The following is a 16,863-nucleotide window of genomic DNA, read 5'->3' on the forward strand; positions in this document are numbered from 1 at the left end:
ACCGGTGCCATACCTTAGTCAGCCCTCGCCGTGCGGACGGATCGAATTCGTCACGGGGAAGTGGATTTGGTCACGATCCGTAGACCCTGGGGATGGGTTCGAGACCGCTGGGTCGGCCGGCTCCAGGCGGCGGATGAACCGCGCCGGGACGCCGCCGTGCAGAGTGTCCGGCTCGGTGTCCCGGGCCACCACGGCGCCCGCGGCGATGACGCAGCCCGCCCCGATGGTCACGCCTCCGAGGACCGTGACCCCGGCGCCGAGCCACGCCCCGTCCCCGATCCTGATCGGTGCGCTGACGGTCGCTCCGGCACGCTGGGTCCGCGGCCCCAACTCGTGGGAGGAGGGCAGCAGACTGACCCCGGGGCCCAGGTACACCCGCTCCCCCAGCACGACGTCGGCGTTGGCGCCCACCGTCAGGCTCATGTTGACGAACGAGCCCCGGCCGATCTCCAGGTGGCTGACGCCACCGGCGAACCGGATCCACGGGTAGACACGTGCCCCACCGGTCAGGCGGACGCCGAGGAACCCGAGCAGCCGCGCCCGGGCACGGGGACTCCACAGGGGGCTGGCCGCCACGGTGCTGGCGAGCACCCCCCGGACCGTTCCGGCCATCTATGCCTCCCCTTCCCGTACGCCGGGCACCTGGAGGCCGTCGGTGTTGCGCTGCGCGAGCGCCGTGACGCGCGGCAGAGCATCCCGCAGGGACGTTCGTGCCGGAGAGTCCTCGGGCAGCGCCCCGTCGACGGCGGCGATCACTGCGGCGGAGAACCCGGGGCGGGGCTCGACGCAGAACTGAGGCGTCGAGAACAACTGCATCAACCCCTCCACCTTGCCCTGGGAGGACAGCGTGATCGCCGGGACACCGTGCATGAGGGACATCACCGCCAGGTGCATGCGCCCGGTGATGGTGATCGCCGCCCGGGCGGTGAGTCCCCGGACCTGTGCAGGCGTCAGGAGCCTCCGCACACTGCTCACGTCGGCCGGCCCGACCCGCTCGGCCACCGCCGCACAGGCGACCACGTCGTCTCCGCGCTCCCGGGACACGTGCGGGAGCAGGAGCACGTGCAGGCCGCGCTGCCGCAGGGCGTCGACGATGGCCACGTAGTCCGCGACCTGGTCGATCCGGCCGGCGAGCAGGCCGCTGACGTTCACGAGCCCCACCGGCTTGGTGACGTCGCGCAGCAACTCCTCCGCCGCCGAGCTGTCGACGGTGCGCGCGGCGAACACGACATCGGCGACCTCCTCGACCGGGCCGATGCCGTCACGTCGGACGCGCTCGGCGGACACGGGGTCGCGCAGCAGGAGACGGACGCCGCTGCGGGCCGCGGCGGCGAGCGAGCGACGGGCGGCCGTGCGGGCGCGGTCGCTCCAGCTGAACCCGATGATCCGCGTGTCCACGCCGGACCGGGCGGCGGCGGCGGCCAGCGTGGACCGGCGCACCGACGCGGGGAGGGAGTACCTGCCGTCCATCACGTCGGCACCCACCACGGACAGGTGTGTGGCGCCGGCCAGGGCGCGGCCGAACCGGGCGACGGCGGCCCGGTGACCGGCGCCGGTCCCGTAGACGAGGTCGGGGATCTCGAGGACCTCGACCCGCTCCCGGAATCGCTCGGGGAGGTCCAGCTGCGCTGGGTCGGAGACGATCAGGGTCAGCGGACCCTCGATGTTCTCCAGCAGCGACTCCAGCAACGCCTGGTCCCCCACGTTGCCGGAGCCGGGCGCCGCGATGAGCAGGCGCCGATGGCGACTTTGCGGTCCGGCACGGAGCTGGGCGCGGATCTGGAGACGGATGATCGTGCGGTCGACGAGCCCGGGCAGCCCGGAGCCGACGACGGCCCTCTTCCAGACCCGGACGAAGCGATCGACGGCCCGGGTCACGAGCGGGCCCCCGCTGTCGGGTTCGTGACCGGTCCCGCGGCGCCTCCGGGGGCGGCGGGGCCGACTCCGGTGGCGTCGCCCGGCTGCGCCGTACCGGGCGGGAGGTTCGGAGCCCCGGCCGGGCGACCGCGGTTGCGCCGCAGGTGCTGACGCAGCGCCGCCACGTCACGGAGGTCCCGCCGGAAGGTCGGCAGCACCACGGCCGCGAGGGCGGTAGCGCCGACGACCACGAGGGCCCCCGTGACCAGGCGGAGCAGGTGGGCATCGGCGGGCATCGGGACGGTGGAGAGGACGGAGAGCGCTGCCGCCACGGTGAAGACCAGGCCGGCCCGGAGCCCGTTGCGGAACATCCTGCCGACGGGGGCGTCGGATGCTCCGCGAATCCACAGCAGTGAGGCCGGCCAGGACAACGCCGCGCTGATCGCGTAGGCCACGGCAACCCCGTGCACGCCCCAGTACGAGCCGGCCACGATGAGCCCGGCCATCACCGGCCGGGTCGCCAGTGCGTACCGCAGCTGTGAGCGGGTGAGCCCGTCGGCCAGGAACACCCAGTAGGTCGCATAGCTCGCGGCCTGGAAGAACCCGGCGACGAGCAGTATCCGGAACAGCGGCACCGCCTCGGTCCACTGGGGGCCGAGAGCGAAGTGGATGACGTCGGGCGCCTGGGCGAAGAGGACGGCGAACAGACCGCCGATGAGCGTGAGCAGCACGACCTGCCCGAAGCAGAGGAAGTCGGCGAACCGCCTGCGCTCGTCCTGCAACCGGGAGAGCACCGGGATCGCCACCCGCGTGGAGGGCGCCTGCACCTGGAGCAGCGGCATCATCACCAGCTGGTACGCGCGGTTGTAGAGGCCCACGGAGGTGGCCCCGAAGCGCGCGCCGATGACGAGGGTGTCCACGTTGGCCGAGACGTAGCCGAGCAGCTGGGACCCGAGCAGCGGGAGGCCGTAGCCGATGAAGGGCCGGATGGACTCCGACCGTCGGACCCGACCTGGTAGCCACCTGTTGGTGAGCACCAGCAGCACCTGGGACACCAGCCCCTGGGTGAGCTGCTGGGCGACGAGGGCCCAGTAGCCGGCACCGAGGGCGGCCAGCGCGATGCCGAGGACGACCCCGGCGAGCTGGCCACCGATCTCCGAGAGGGCGAGTCTGCCGAACCGCAGGTGGCGGGCGTGCATCGCGCGGTACTGGGTGGACACCCCGTTCAGCAGGAACGTCACCGACAGCACGACGGCGACGAGGGTGAGCCGGTCGTCACCGAAGGCCCGCGCGATGAGGGGAGCGGCGGCGCAGAGCAGGAGGGCCAGCGCGGCGCCGATGCCGGTGTTGAGCCAGAAGAGGTTGTCGCGCTGACCGTCGGTGAGCACCTTGGCCTGGACGGCGGCGGAGGAGAGCCCGGAGTCTCGGAACAGCTCGCCGAAGCCGATGATCACGGCCACGAGGGCGATCAGCCCGTAGTCCTCCGGCGTGAGCAGCCGGGCGAGGACGACGATGCCGACCAGTTGCAGGACGACGCGAACGCCCTGACCGCTCAGGGTGACGACCGCGCCGCGGGACGCCGAGGCCGCCAGTCCTGGCTTCGGCCCCGGGCCCGAGTCCACGCCGGCCGTCGTTCCCGACCCCGTCACGTCCGGACCCGTCACGCCCGCCCCGTCATGTCCGGCTCCGCCGAGCGAGGGCGCGACGGTAGGCGCTCCGGTGACGGAGCCCGACCTCGCTCCAGTCGCGGTCCTGCAGCCGAGGCTCGCCGTCCGGGCGGACGGCGGTGGCGGCGATGGCCTTCTCGAGGACCTCACCGGTCAGCTCGCCGGAGTACTGCAGGACCCAGCCGGGTCCGACCTCCTCCGCCAGGGCGGCGTTGGTGGGGGACTCCGGGACGAGGACCGGCCGGCAGAGGGACAGCGCCGCGAGCAGGGACCCGGAATTGTGCATGCTGCCGCGGTAGGGCAGGACCACCAGCTGGGCGCGGCAGATCTCGTCGACCAGTTCGCGGTCGCTCACCAGGCGGAGCAGGGTGCCGATCCGGGAGTCACCCTGGCACGCCGCCCGCACCAGTTCGGCCTGCCCGGGATGCGGATTCCCTATGACGCGCAGCCGGACGTCGGTGCGGTCGATGTCGCGGAACGCGCCGATGAGGGTGTCGACGCCCTTGTACGGTCGGATGATGCCGAAGTAGAGGATCCGCCCGGGCTCGGCTGCGGGTTGCGGGTACCGCGCGAAGGGCTGCCGGTAGTGGCCGTGCGGGATCGTCACCGCCTCGCGGCCGGCGGTGACGGGGCTGGCCGGATTGAGCCGGATGACCAGGTCGACCCGCTCGTAGAACCTGTCCAGTGACCGGTGGTCGGAGCGGCTGCCCTGCTCGTGCGGGCTGAGGTTGTGGGCCGTCCAGACCAGCGGGATCCGCCGCAGCCGCAGCCGCAGCAGCAGCAGGTCCAGCAGCCGGCGCTTCACGAAGCGGAACCAGGGCCGGCGACTGTCGCGGATCAGCAACTCGGGCCAGTGCACGTGCAGGACGTCGTACCGCCCGAACAACGCCGTCGGCCAGCTGAAGAAGCGGATGTCGACCTCGGGGGCCGCACCGACGACCATCTGGTCCACGTACTGGGTGGTGCCGTCCGGCTCACGGAGCGAGTGGAGCACCACCAGTCGGTCCGGGGTGCACGGCCGTGCCGCGGCCCCGTCGGTCGCGTGGGCTCGCCTCATCGGCCGGTCGGCTCTCGACCCGACGCCTCCTGGCACGACCGGTCCCCACCGGTCGGTGACCCGGCACGTCGGGCGGTCGACGTCGCGATCACAGCCACGAGGCGAAGGTGGACACCATGTCCGCATGGGTCCATCCCGGCACGACGTGCCCCTCGTCGTGGTACTGGACACGCACGTCGGCCGCGACGGGGCGGGCGAGAGCGGCGAGGGCCGAGCCGTGCCGCGCCGGCGGGATGACCGGGTCCGCCTGGGACACCACGGTCTTGATCCTCTTGCCCGTCCAGCTGGACTGCGGGAGACGTGCGGGGTTGGTGGCGGCGACCGCGGCGGGATCGTTGCCGTACACCGGACCGATGCGCCCGGGATCCCGCGCGTAGAGGTCCTCCATGTCGTAGCTCGCGTTCGCCAAGTAGATGCCGCGCAGCGCCGGCACCATGTCCTTCGCGTAGGCGTACACCATGAGCGACCCGCCGCCGGAGTTGGCGCGCGCGAAGGCGGCGCCGACCGTGAAGACCCCGCTCACGTACCGGGCCCAGGCGACCTGGTGGGCGAGTGCCGGCTGCGACGTCCACAGGCTCCCGCCGTAGTTCGGGCAGACGCACACCGCGCCCCGGTCGACGGCCAGCATGGCGGGGTAGTTGAAGGCGCCGTCGAGTGCGGTGTGGGTGCTGCCGTTCGCGTGGTAGAACCAGACCACGGCACCAGGCTTCGTCGCCTTCGGTGGGGTGGCCCACGGCACGTACAGCCGGGCCCGGTCGCCCGCCCAGACCACGTCGATCACTTCATACGGGACCTTGCCGAGACGCGTGGTGCGGGTGGCGGAGCGGGAGACCTCACCGGGCAGCTCGGGAACCGCCGTGTAGACGGGAGCCGCCTGAGCAGACGGCACACCGACGGCCGCGGTGACGAGGCCCGCGGCCGCACCGACGAGAAGACTGCGCCGGGTCGTCACCGACCTCGACGAGCTCTCAGGAGAGCCTCGGCGAACGTCCTTCACGGCATGCCCCTTCCGCGGGACCCGTGACGGAGAGGGCTGCCCCGCCCGTCGACCCCCGTCGATTGATTGCCAGGAGCCGATTGATTGCCAGGAGGCAAGCTAGCTCCCACAGAAATCGGTCGCAACAGTCCGGTCTCGCAACGTGGGTCACAGTGGTCACGCCCGGATCGGCCGGTCCCGGTGTCCTTTGACAGTGTCCCACGGCTCGCCGATCATCGGACGGGAGCGTCCCGATACACTCGGGTCCCGCGCGTTCCGCCGGTCCCCGAGCCGGCGGGGACCCCCGACGACGCAGCCGCCGATCCCCATCGTCGCACCGAGGAGATGCATGCCGTCCATCGCCGTCACCGCGCCGGAGGCGGGTGCGCGCGTGCAGGGCACGGTCGAGGTGCGGGTCGAGGTGCGGGGCGGCAGTCAGGTGAGCGGCGTCACGGTAGCAGTCGGTGACCCGGCGTTCGGCACCCGGGCCGCCGAACCGTCCGGCAGACGTGAATACGTGTTCCGGTGGGACACCACGAGGAAGCTGTCGGACCCGAACAGCCGCGCGGCCGGCGATGCCCTGTTCTGGATCTCGGCCTCCGCGGTCGTGGACGGCGTTCAGTTGACCGCCACCCCGCTGCCGGTCATCACCGCCAACGACACCGCCTCTGCCGCCGTCCAGACCGCCGGCGGCTGGCGCGACGAGTTGGCCTGGGCCGCGGACTACAGCGGCTCGACGCGCCAGTGGCGGGACAGCAACCAGGCCGTCATCGGAGGTGAGTACGCCTCCGTGCACCACGACCCGGTCCTCGGGGCCGCGCGCCGCGCCGTGCGCGTATCGGTTCCCAACAGCGCCAAGGACGATGACGACCAGCCGACCTCCACGACGGTGCGCTTCCAGTCCTCCAGCGTGCACAGCATCCGCGAGGGCGACGAGTTCTGTGTCGGCTTCGCCTTCCTCCCCCCGGCCGACTTCCCGTCGGTGTATCCCCGCGACGACGTCACCAACCCGCGGGGCGACGAGGCGACCGGCTACATCGCGATCTTCCAGATCTACGGACCGCCCTACGAGCAGGGTTCCCCCTTCGTCCTGCACGCCGAGCGTCGTTCGGTCGACGACCCCGTGGACGAGTTCACCGTCCGTGGCAACGAGCTGAACCCGGGAGATCCGGTTCCCTTCCTCTCCCTCCCCTACCGCCGCGGCGGGTGGACCGACGTGGTGTTCCGGATCCGCGCGTCCGCCTCGATCGAGAAGGGCTGGGTGGAGACCTACGTCAACCAGGGGGAGTCGACGAACGTGCGCCCGCTGCCGCTGGTGACCGGCCAGCTGCGACTGCCCCGGGTGCTCCTCCGCGCCGACTCGGAACCGTTCCGCACGGACATGCAGATCTACCGGGTCAATGACCGGTTCGACCGGGTGACGATGTGGCACACCGGGCACCGGATCGCCCGGACGGTGGAGGACGCCGACCCGCGCTCCTACCGGAACGGGCCACTGCCGTGATCGACCAGCACGGAACGCCGCTGCGGAACGGCACCGAGCACGGCGGGCCGGTGGACGACGAGCCCCGAAGGTCTCGGCCAGTGAGCCGACGCGCGTTCCTCACCGGGTCCGTGGTCCTGCTCGGGGGTGTGGCGGCCGTCAGCAAGCTGTCGGGCCGTTCCTCGACGCCGGCGCCGTCCTCCGGCGCCCCCTCGCACTCCCCGCTCGTCGACCCCTCCGCGCCGCCCGGCTCGGCCGTGCGATCCCTGGACGAGGTGCTCGCCGAGGCAGAGGCCACCGCCGGCCGTCGGCTCCTGGCCAGTCCCTGGAGCAGCTGGTCCGGCAGCACGTCGGAGGCGTGGAGCGGGATCTACGTGTCCTGGCTGCTGCGGGACAACGGCGTAACGCGGACGGCGGACGTCGCCGGCCTCCACGCGGTGTTCCAGGCCGGCAACAGCCTGGGGAGCGAGCCGGAACCGGGCGCGCTGATCTTCTACTCGCGCGGACCTGTCAGCCCCCCGCACCACGTGGGGCTCGTGACCTCGGTGACCCGTGGCGTCCCCCAGACCCAGGAGGGCGACCATCCGTTCAGCCTGCCCTACGCCGAGCGCTTCGTCCGCCGCTTCGCCCGCCCCTGGGACGACCGGGTCAGCTATGCCTACCCGTCCTACCGCTGACGGTGCCGAGGTGAGCGAGTGGTCGCGGGGTGAACCGTGCTGATCAGCGTCGTCCTGCCCGTCTACAACGACGAGGCGCACCTCGCCGACGCCATCGGCCGGGTCCTCGCCCAGGAGGGTGTGGACATCGAGCTGGTCCTCCTCGACGACGGCTCCACCGACGGGTCGCGGGCGATCGCACAGGCCGCGGCCGACCGCGACCCCCGGGTCAGGTTCGTCGCGCTGCCGGAGAACGGCGGGGTCGCCCGCGCCCGCGCCCGGGGCGTGCAGGAGGCCAGCGCCGACTGGATCTGGTTCGTCGACTCCGACGATGACTGGGGACCCGACTCTGCGGCTCGCCTCGCAGCAGCGGCGGCGCAGTTCCCCGGTACGGACGTGATGGTGGCCGGGGCCCGTTACACCTTCGAGTCCGGCAAGGCGCCGACCACCATCGAGCCACCCAGCGGGCCGCCGGTGTCCGGACGCGAGGCCTTCACCCTCTTCCTCACCGGGCAGATCACCGGGCACCTGTGGAACAAGCTGTTCCGTCGCGACCTGCTGCTCACGATCGAGTTCACCCCGGCGCGCGTGCAGTCCGACCTGGCCATGGTCGCCCAGGCCGTCGCCGCAGCCGGCCAGGTGGCTTTCCTGCCGGCGCCGGTCTACGAGTACCGGGTCCGCAGCAGCTCCATCATCACCACCCGCTCGCGCCGCGCCGAGTCCCTGGAGCTCATCGCGGATGCGGTCGACGCCGCCGCACGGCGCGTACAACCGCCGGCGATCGGGACCGATGAGCACCGTTACTTCGTCACCCGCTACCTCACCCTGTCCGGGCTCAAGGACGCCGTGCTGGGGGCGTACACCCGCGCCGAGAGCGACCACCACGTGCGCCTGCTCCGTCGCCGTCTCGGTGCGCGGGAGATGGCACTCTTGGCCCGGCGGAGGGACGTGAAGAGGCTGGCGCTGGCGGTCTCGGCGAAGGTGTCGCTCCGCGTCTACCGCAAGCTGCTCGCCGCCGGTAACCGGTGAGCCCCCCGTTCGGGCGACGTGCCGGCACCCGGCGAACGGTGGGCTACGGTGCCCCGCGAGCTGACCGACCATGGTCACCGGCCCCGTACCGAGAGGTCTGCACATGACGAAGGTGTTCGCGATCGGCCGGGGTCAGTACGAGAACATCGGGGACATCATCCTGCGCCGCCAGCTCCTGGACTGGGTCCGGCCGGCGGGCGAGATGCACGTGTACGTGGGTTCGTCCCCCGCCGGCTACGACGAAGGCCTCGGGCTGCGGCCGGACGACCGGGTCTACCGGTCACTGCGGAACTGGTACCGGGTCGCCCTCGGCTCCGCTCTGCGCGGGAACGCGGCCTACGTCTTCAAGCCGGGCGAGATCCAGCTGACCCTCATCGGCATGAAGGAGCACCTCTCCGTCCTCCCCCTGCTGCTGGCGCTGAGGCTGCGCGGCGGCACGGCGATCCGGGCCGGCGTGGGCACCCGGAACTACGCGCCCGTACCGCGGGGCCTGATGCGTCCGTCGATCGCGCTGTCGGACCTCACCCTCTGGCGCGACGAGGCCACCGGCGCCTACATGAGGACCGGCGAGGTCATGCCGGACCTGGCCTTCGGGGAGGGCGCCGATGACGCCGCCGTGGCGTCGTTCTCCGCGCCGTCCCCCGCGCGGGACGTGCTGGTGGTGTCCATGCGCGGCGACGACCCGGCGCGGCCCTATCCCAGCCGCGCCTGGCTGGCGGGGGTGCGGGCCCACGCCGCGGCGAACGGCCTGCAGATCTGGGCGGTGACCCAGGTACGGACCGACGACGTCCGCACCGTGCGGCTGGCGGCGGACCTGGGTGGGCAGGCGCTCACCTGGCACGAGTCCACCGGCCACGACGAGCAGGAGCGCCGGCTGCGCGCGCTGTACTCCCGGACGGCGATCGTGCTCTCGGACCGGCTGCACGTCGTCATCGCCGCCTTCACCGAGGGCGCCGTCCCCGTCGGTGCGCCGATCGACGGGTCGGACAAGGTCGACCGGCACTTCGCGACCATCGGCGTCGACGGCGTGTCCGTATCCGCGGCCGCGGAGTCCGCCGAGGTGGTGGCCGAACAGCTGGCCGCTCTCGCCGGTCGGCGGGCGGAGATGTTCGCCTGCCTCCTCGAGGCCCGGGCGCGGCTGCGCAGGCACCGCGACGAGATCCTGCAGGTCCTGTCGGGGCGTTCTCCTGCGTCGCAGGCCACGGCGACCGGGCCCCTCGGCGGCTGACGGTGGCCGACGACCGACCGACCGTCCACCACCTGGGTCGCGTGGGTGACATCCCGGGTGGCATGACGCAGGTGCTCAACGGCTACCTCGGGTGGTCGTTCCCGCGGGTCGACGTGGCCGTGATCACCTCCCGAGGCGACCCGCACGACCTCCGGACCGCGGTGGTCAGGGGGGCGGGGGCACTGGTTCAGGTCCTGCGCCTGCCTCGCCGGTCCTCCGTCGTGGTGGGGCACCTCTCGGAACGGGGCTCGTTCCTCCGGGAGGGGGGCCTGATGCGCCTGGCGCGACTGCGCGGGATCGCCACGGTGGCGCACCTGCACGGCAGCTCGTTCGCGCGCTTCGCCGCCCGGCACCCGCGGCTCACCGGATGGGCGCTGCGCGGTGCCGACCGGGTGGTCACCCTGTCCGAGGAGTCCTCGGAGGTGTCGGCGCGGTTCGTGCCGGTGGAGCGCGTCGTGCTGATCCCGAACGCCATCCCGTCCAGCTCCCCCACCGAGAAGCAGGACCTGGTGGTGTTCGGCGGGGTCGTCTCCCACCGCAAGGGGATCGACGTCCTGCAGGAGGCCTGGTCCCGCATCGACGCCCCGGGCTGGGAGTTGGTGGTGGCCGGCCCGGTCCGGGACGCGGACCTGGTCCGCGAGGGCGTTCCCGGCCTGACGATGGCCGGCTCGCTGGCGCACGAGGACCTGATGGCGCTGCTGGACCGGTCCCGGATCGCCGTGCTGCCCTCCCGGGACGAGGCGATGCCGATGTTCATCCTGGAGGCGATGGCGCGGGGCAACTGCGTCGTCGCCACCGACGTGGGGGGCATCGCCGCGGTCCTGGAGGACGGCCGCGGGATCGTCGTGCCGCCCGGGGACGTCGAGGCTTTTCGGGCCGCGCTGCAATCGGTGCTGTCCGACCCGGCACGGCGTGCGCGGCTGGCCGAGGCGGGCGCGCAGGCGTTCGAGGAGCGCTTCAGCGCAGCGGCGGTGTTCCCCAAGGTGGAGGACCTGTGGCTGGCGGCGCTGGCCGACCGCCACCCGGCTGGCCTGCACTGAGCCGGGTGGGTCAGTCCGGGAGCAGGCGGTCCAGCGGCACCAGCTTGAAGTTCTGGTTGCCGCCATCGTTCTCGCCGTCCTGCACCACGAGCACCCCGGCGGGGAAGTCAGTTCCCAGCGGTGCGGCGGCGGCGACCAGCCCGTCGGTGTCCTCGGCACCGTCGATGCCCGATCCGCCCACCACCTGGAACGACGTCACGAAGTCGTTGTCGTCCTCGCGGGTGTAGACGGCGTAGGAGTCGTCGCCCTGGCTCGACGCGATGAGGTAACCCGTGCCGTCCGGCCCGGCGGCGATGGTCAGGCCCTCGACGTCGGCGACGAGCGGCCCCGACCGGGACACCCGGGCGACCGGGGTCCCCTCGGTGCCGTCGGTGGGCTCGGCGCCGTACTTCCAGATCCCCACCTCCTCCTCCGCGATGTAGAGGTGGCCCAGCTCGTCGTCGGCCACGCAGCCCTCGATCTGCGAGTCGAGGTCGAACGACCGGACCCGTTCTCCGTCCACCCGGCCGGACCCGTCCTCGAACAGCTCGAACTGCACGACCCGGCCGGACTTGCTGGTCACGAAGACGTAGAGGCGGTCGGTGGCGGCGCTGCGGTACAGGCAGGAGCCGTAGACCTCGACGCCCGGGCGGAGTGCGCCGGCCGACACGTCCCGCAGCTGACGGGTGTCCGGGTCCAGTTCGTAGACACCGATGCTGTCGTCGCTGCGGTTCCCGGTGACGACGAGGGGCCGACTGGCCAGCGTCGAACTGCCCGATGGACCCGCGGCCGGACGGACGTCGACGTTGTTCACCTGACCCACGGGGAGGTACTGGAGCTGCCGTCCGCGCAGGTCGTAGACCAGCAGGCCGCCCTGCTTGTCGGTCGCGATCACCGCGCTCGCCGCAGGGTCGCGGGTGTTCACCCACACCGCGGGGTCGTCGGCCGCGTCCCCGCCGTGCGGCACCGGCTCGGTCTCGACGGTCGCCCGCACCTCGTCGGGCCACGCCGCACCGGCGGAGTCTCCCGTCGCCGGAGTCTCCGTCGCAGCATCGGCGCCCGTGCCGGTCGGAACGGCGTCCGCCGGGTCACCCGACGAGTCGCCGTCCGCACCCGGGTCGCTGCAGCCCCCGGCGACGACGGCAGCCCAGACCGCGGCGACCACGGGCAGGAGACGTCGGCCGTGCCGACCCATGACATGCCTCCGGTACTCGACGGACCCGCGACCGGGACGGGGTCGCGGGTCCGTGTGGTCGCTGCGTGGGGCCGGTGGCCGGGGGGACGTCGGCCGGGCCTCCTCGGAGGCTGCGGCGACCGGTCCGGCCGCCGCAGCCCTACCCCGGCTCAGGCGGCGGGACGCAGCGCCCGCAACCAGCCCGCCGCCTGGATCGAGTAGCTCATCCGCCAGCTGGCGGTGCCCGTGGCCCCGGCAGTGGGCCGCTCCTGCCAGGCCAGCTCGGCGATCTGCCCACCGCGGCTCTCGACCGACTCCGTCCAGCCGGTGGGCGGCGCCACCCCGACCCCGCCGCTGTTCGGGCCGGCCCCACCGACGAGCATCGCCCCCGGTGTGGTGGTGGTCACCCCGGGAACCGTCAGGGTCCTGCTCGAGGAGGCGTTGACCCTGGTGCTGGCCGCAGTGTCGAACGGCGCGGCCGGGTCGACGCCGTGGAAACCGGTCATCGCGCCGTTCCACTTCTTCGCCGCCGACAGCGTCCAACTGTAGGACGTCGGCTCGGCCGCCGCGTCGGCGACGACGTGGGAGTACACGAAGACCCGCGCCCCGGTGCTCACCGACAGCGGGTCGATCACGGTCGTCCACCCCGCCGGGGCGGCACTGATCGACGGCACACCGTCCGTGGTGATCTGCGCGATGAGCACGTCACCGGTCACCACGCCCGCCGGCTTCGGGATCGTCACCGTGGCGCTGGCGGTCGTGCTGACGCCCTGGCTCGACGCACCCACCGTGATGCCCGCTCCCTGCGACGGCTCGGCGGACACGGTGATCGTCTGCGGCGCCGAGGTCCCGGTGCCCGAGGAGTTCGTGGCCCGCAGGGTCACCGTGTAGGTCCCCGCCGCGGTGTACTCGTGCGAGGGGTTCTGCGCGGTGGAGGTCCCGCCGTCCCCGAAGTCCCAGGCCCACGATGTCGGGCTGCCCGTCGACGTGTCCTGGAACGCCACGGTCAGGGGCGCCTGCCCACTGGTCGGCGTGGCCGTGAAACTGGCCGCCGGGACCGGCTCGGGATTTGCTGCCGGGGTCGTCACCGACGCCACCGGCGACTCCGCCGAGCGGTTGCCGGCCGCGTCCACCGCCGAGACCGTGTAGCCGTACTGCGTGTTCGCTGCAACGGTCCCGTCCACGAAGGACGTGCTGTCGGTCACCGCATCGGCCACCACCGCACCGTTCCGGGTGACCCGGTAGCTGGCCACCCCGACGTCATCGGTGGAGGCCGCCCAGCTGACCGTCACCTGGCCGGCGCTGTCGGCCGTGGCGGTCACCTGCGCCGGCACCGTGGGCGCCGTCTCATCGGTCTGCGGCGTGCCGCCCCCCAGGTCGAGTTCGGCGTGGTAATAGCGCTTGGTGATCTCGTCATCACTGGCCAACACGACCAGCCCGGAGCCCGCGGTGATCGGAGCCTTGGCGAGGGAGGCGTTGTTGATCTGCGCACCCGACCAGGCCAGCATCGTGAGACCCCGACCGGTCGAGGGGCTGAACGACGGGCTGGCGCCCAGCGGGGCGGTCTTGTAGTAGACCTCGCCGCCGCCCTCGGTGGACATGACGATGTACATCTTGCGGTTGGTGGTGTCCAAGGCCAGCTGCGGCCGGGTCAGGCCCTCGGCCACGGTGGCCGCGACGCCATGGGTCCACGACCCGGTCGACGAGCGCACGAGCACCCCGACGCTGGGGTCGGTCGGCCGGTCGGTGGACGCGTCGCCGCGCGAGGTCTTGATCGCGGCGTAGACCTGCCCCTGGTCGTCCTCGAGCAGGGACTTGAGGTTGATGTGGTCGTCGGCGCTGCGCGGGCCGCTCACCGCGGTCTCCATGGTCCAGCTGCTCGTGGCCCCCGCGGAGTCGGGGTGCACCGCGAAGCGGATGACCGAGTCCTGTTGGTCCGACCACATCACCCCGACCTTGCCACTGAACGCGACGACCGCCGAGATGTCGTCCGCCGCCACCGTGTTGTCCGGGACCGGCACCAGGAAGGGTGCCGACCACGTCGTGTCGCCGGTCGTGGAGTGCGCCACCCAGACCTGGTCGAGCCGGGAGTCGGTCGGGTGCGGCCGGGTGTAGGTCACCCACAGGCGCGCGAGGCTGTCCCGGGCGATGGAGACCGACTCGATCGGCCCACTGGTCACGACCTTCGGGAACCCGCTGTCCATGCGGTAGCTGTCGGCGGCGGGGTCGTAGGACAGCCGGGCCACCTCGATGTTGCCGTTGGGCACACGGCTGGAGACGTAGAGCTTGCCCCCCTCCCACAGCGCGTCCCCGGTGCTCGCCGACCGTCGGTCGACGACCGTGCCCGTGTTGACCCAGGTGTGATCGGCCTGGAGCCGGTGGACGGTGACGTCGGGGTTGCCGTCGGCGCCGTTCGCAACGGTGCGCATGAGCGCCCACCAGGAGCCGTCGGCGAACCACAGCTTGCTCTGCGGCTTGTCCTCGGTGGGCGCCGACCCGGCCGTCGGGTAGGCCGGCCCCTGGAACATCTGCGGCGTGGGCTCGGCCGCATCCGCGCCAGGGGCGACCAGCACCTGGACCGTCATCAGAGCGGTGAGCAGCGTGATGACCATGGCAACTATCCGGCTGCTCGGCCTCACGGCAGAGGCCGAACAGGACGGAGCTCGACTCATCAGAACCTCATGCCAGGTCAGGGCTGCGGACAGCCGTCAAGGAGGATGGCGGAGAGACCATAAGGAACGCGGCCCACCGGCGTCTACCAGGGGGTTCCGCCACGACCCGGTGACCAGCCGGTCCGGCTCCCGGCCGGGTCCGGCCCGCACCGCCGCCACAGCGCACACCGCTCATCGCCGCCATGCCCGACGCCGGGGCCTGGGTTTCGTCACTGGCGAGTGGTCCCGCGGTCGTCGCGCCCGCAGGCCGGCCCCGCGAATCACGGTGTGCGATCCACGGCACGGTGCGATCCCCGGCCTGGGTCGAGAACGGCGAACGGCACCGACGACGCGGCACGCAGACGTCCTCACCGCAGCCCCGGGACGTGGCGACGACCGGGGTCGACGACGCGCCCGCCGGGGAGTCGGGACAGGGGACCCGGGCGGGAGAGGCTCAACCGGCCCGGCGGCCCAGCGCCCGGTAGGTCCAGCCGGCGGCGGTCCACGTCTCGCGGTCGAGAGCGTTACGCCCGTCGAGGACCCGCTTGCCGGCCACGACCTTCCCGAAGGCCACCGGGTCGAGCTCCCGGTACTGCTTCCACTCGGTGAGGAGCAGGACCGCGTCGGCGCGCTCGGCGGCCTCCTCAGGCGTCGCCGCGTAGTCCAGGTGTGGCCACTCCCGGCGGCTGTTCTCGACCGCAGCGGGGTCGGTCACCCGCACCACGGCCCCCTGCAACTGCAGCTGGGCGGCGACGTTGAGCGCCGGAGAATCCCGGATGTCATCGGAGTCGGGCTTGAAGGCCGCCCCCAGGACGGCGATCCGCTTGCCCAGCAGGGACCCGCCACAGACTTCCCGGGCCAACTCGACCATGCGGATCCGGCGGCGCATGTTGATGTTGTCGACCTCCCGCAGGAACGTCAGCGCCTGGTCGGCGCCCAGCTCGCCGGCGCGGGCCATGAAGGCACGGATGTCCTTGGGCAGGCAGCCACCACCGAAGCCCAGCCCGGCGTTGAGGAACTTCCGTCCGATCCGGTCGTCGTAGCCGATCGCGTCGGCCAGCTGGCAGACGTCGGCACCGGTGGCCTCGCACAGCTCCGCCATCGCGTTGATGAAGCTGATCTTCGTGGCCAGGAACGAGTTCGCCGCGGTCTTCACCATCTCCGCCGTGGCGTAGTCGGTGATCACCTTGGGCGTCCCGCGGGCGACGATCGGGGCGTACACCTCGTCGAGCATGCGCTCGGCGGTCGCGCCGTCCGCGCCGTCGGGCAGGCCGTAGACCAGACGGTCGGGGTGCAAGGTGTCGTGCACCGCGAACCCCTCGCGCAGGAACTCCGGGTTCCACGCCAGCAACGCACCCGGCACCTTGCCGCCCACCAGCTCGGCCAGCCGGGCCGCCGTGCCGACCGGCACGGTCGACTTGCCGACCACCAGGTCACCCGGCGACACCACGCCCAGCAGGGACTCGGCAGCCGCCTCGACGTAGCGCAGGTCGGCGCCGTTCTCGCCGCGCTTCTGCGGGGTGCCGACGCAGACGAAGTGCAGTTGCGCGCCCGCGGCCTCAGCGACGTCGGTGGAGAACCGCAACCGGCCGGTCGCCAGCGTGCGCGCCAGCAACTCCTCGAACCCGGGCTCGTAGAACGGCGCCCGCGCCTCGCGCAGCGCCGCGATCTTCGACTCGTCGACGTCGACGCCGACGACCTCGTGGCCCAGGTCGGCCATGGCGGCCGCGTGCACCGCTCCCAGGTAGCCACACCCGACGACCGAAATCCTCATGAACCGCTCCACCCCGTCCCTGCCACCGGAGACGAAGGCCCGGTGGTCGATGCCCACGGGGATGTACCGTACGGCGACGGCCGCCGATGGAGCCACGCGCTGAGCGGCACGTCACTGGGACGGGTAGTGGCCGGACGCCGAGACGTCCGGTGGCGGATGCGCGGGACAGAGCAGCCGCCGGGGGTGCTGGACGGCACCGCGCGAGCCCCTGGACCCGGGCCAGCCGGTCGCGCCGTCGGGCGGACCCGTACGTTCGTCGGCGCCGGGGCGGCGGGGACTCCAGGAGCGCACG

The 16,863-nt window shown here is 72.6% G+C and carries 13 protein-coding genes; 5 read left to right on the forward strand and 8 right to left on the reverse strand.

The annotated features are described in order from the left end of the window. Nucleotides 1-18: 18 nt before the first annotated feature. The 5 genes from E4P41_RS00060 to E4P41_RS00080 form a co-directional block, all read right to left on the reverse strand. The gene (locus tag E4P41_RS00060; protein WP_135138845.1) at nucleotides 19-612 is read right to left on the reverse strand and encodes a DapH/DapD/GlmU-related protein; all 594 of its coding nucleotides are present in this window, start codon (nucleotides 610-612) and stop codon (nucleotides 19-21) included. After that, nucleotides 613-1,878, reverse strand: coding sequence for a polysaccharide pyruvyl transferase family protein (locus E4P41_RS00065; RefSeq protein ID WP_135138846.1), 1,266 nt, complete (start codon nucleotides 1,876-1,878; stop codon nucleotides 613-615). It abuts the gene before it with no gap. After that, nucleotides 1,875-3,479: a lipopolysaccharide biosynthesis protein gene (locus tag E4P41_RS00070; RefSeq protein WP_167760842.1), complete on the reverse strand. Its 1,605-nt coding sequence runs from the start codon at nucleotides 3,477-3,479 to the stop codon at nucleotides 1,875-1,877. The genes E4P41_RS00065 and E4P41_RS00070 overlap by 4 nt, the downstream gene beginning before the upstream one ends. 52 nt (nucleotides 3,480-3,531) lie before the next feature. Then, complete coding sequence (locus tag E4P41_RS00075) at nucleotides 3,532-4,518, reverse strand: glycosyltransferase (protein ID WP_209307439.1); 987 nt, start codon at nucleotides 4,516-4,518, stop codon at nucleotides 3,532-3,534. Between the two features lie 151 nt (nucleotides 4,519-4,669). Beyond that, entirely contained in the window at nucleotides 4,670-5,533 is an 864-nt protein-coding gene (locus E4P41_RS00080) for a hypothetical protein (RefSeq protein WP_135138849.1), read from the reverse strand. A 373-nt stretch (nucleotides 5,534-5,906) separates the two neighbouring features. Between E4P41_RS00080 and E4P41_RS00085 the strand changes: the two genes are divergently transcribed. The 5 genes from E4P41_RS00085 to E4P41_RS00105 all read left to right on the forward strand — a co-directional run bounded on the left by E4P41_RS00085 (nucleotide 5,907) and on the right by E4P41_RS00105 (nucleotide 10,993). Beyond that, nucleotides 5,907-7,061 (forward strand): Ig-like domain-containing protein, encoded by a 1,155-nt coding sequence (locus E4P41_RS00085; protein ID WP_135138850.1) that lies wholly within the window; start codon nucleotides 5,907-5,909, stop codon nucleotides 7,059-7,061. Between the two features lie 80 nt (nucleotides 7,062-7,141). Continuing rightward, a complete protein-coding gene (locus E4P41_RS00090; RefSeq protein ID WP_135138851.1) occupies nucleotides 7,142-7,717 on the forward strand; it encodes a CHAP domain-containing protein in 576 nt (191 codons plus the stop codon). 36 nt (nucleotides 7,718-7,753) lie between these two features. Continuing rightward, the gene (locus E4P41_RS00095; protein ID WP_135138852.1) at nucleotides 7,754-8,725 is read left to right on the forward strand and encodes a glycosyltransferase family 2 protein; all 972 of its coding nucleotides are present in this window, start codon (nucleotides 7,754-7,756) and stop codon (nucleotides 8,723-8,725) included. A gap of 103 nt (nucleotides 8,726-8,828) precedes the next feature. Further along, entirely contained in the window at nucleotides 8,829-9,953 is a 1,125-nt protein-coding gene (locus tag E4P41_RS00100) for a polysaccharide pyruvyl transferase family protein (protein WP_135138853.1), read from the forward strand. Nucleotides 9,954-10,015: 62 nt separating this feature from the next. Continuing rightward, the gene (locus tag E4P41_RS00105) at nucleotides 10,016-10,993 is read left to right on the forward strand and encodes a glycosyltransferase family 4 protein (RefSeq protein ID WP_135138854.1); all 978 of its coding nucleotides are present in this window, start codon (nucleotides 10,016-10,018) and stop codon (nucleotides 10,991-10,993) included. Nucleotides 10,994-11,003: 10 nt separating this feature from the next. On the opposite strand, the gene E4P41_RS00110 is transcribed toward E4P41_RS00105, so the two are convergent. The 3 genes from E4P41_RS00110 to E4P41_RS00120 all read right to left on the reverse strand — a co-directional run bounded on the left by E4P41_RS00110 (nucleotide 11,004) and on the right by E4P41_RS00120 (nucleotide 16,628). Further along, on the reverse strand, nucleotides 11,004-12,167 hold the full coding sequence (locus E4P41_RS00110; RefSeq protein ID WP_135138855.1) for a phytase: 1,164 nt from the start codon (nucleotides 12,165-12,167) through the stop codon (nucleotides 11,004-11,006). 149 nt (nucleotides 12,168-12,316) lie between these two features. Next, the gene (locus tag E4P41_RS23505; RefSeq protein WP_280658632.1) at nucleotides 12,317-14,758 is read right to left on the reverse strand and encodes a PKD domain-containing protein; all 2,442 of its coding nucleotides are present in this window, start codon (nucleotides 14,756-14,758) and stop codon (nucleotides 12,317-12,319) included. 493 nt (nucleotides 14,759-15,251) lie between these two features. Then, on the reverse strand, nucleotides 15,252-16,628 hold the full coding sequence (locus E4P41_RS00120; protein ID WP_245177000.1) for a UDP-glucose/GDP-mannose dehydrogenase family protein: 1,377 nt from the start codon (nucleotides 16,626-16,628) through the stop codon (nucleotides 15,252-15,254). Between the last annotated feature and the right edge of the window lie 235 nt (nucleotides 16,629-16,863).

This window comes from Geodermatophilus sp. DF01-2, from assembly GCF_004571065.1.
Classification (GTDB): Bacteria; Actinomycetota; Actinomycetes; order Mycobacteriales; family Geodermatophilaceae; genus Geodermatophilus.

Bases quoted from the DNA above. Each gene is read 5' to 3' on its own strand.
- E4P41_RS00105 (WP_135138854.1), top strand. From the start codon at position 10,016: ATGACGCAGGTGCTCAACGGCTACCTCGGGTGGTCGTTCCCGCGGGTC.
- E4P41_RS00110 (WP_135138855.1), bottom strand. From the start codon at position 12,167: ATGGGTCGGCACGGCCGACGTCTCCTGCCCGTGGTCGCCGCGGTCTGG.
- E4P41_RS00085 (WP_135138850.1), top strand. From the start codon at position 5,907: ATGCCGTCCATCGCCGTCACCGCGCCGGAGGCGGGTGCGCGCGTGCAG.
- E4P41_RS00060 (WP_135138845.1), bottom strand. From the start codon at position 612: ATGGCCGGAACGGTCCGGGGGGTGCTCGCCAGCACCGTGGCGGCCAGC.
- E4P41_RS23505 (WP_280658632.1), bottom strand. From the start codon at position 14,758: ATGGTCATCACGCTGCTCACCGCTCTGATGACGGTCCAGGTGCTGGTC.
- E4P41_RS00100 (WP_135138853.1), top strand. From the start codon at position 8,829: ATGACGAAGGTGTTCGCGATCGGCCGGGGTCAGTACGAGAACATCGGG.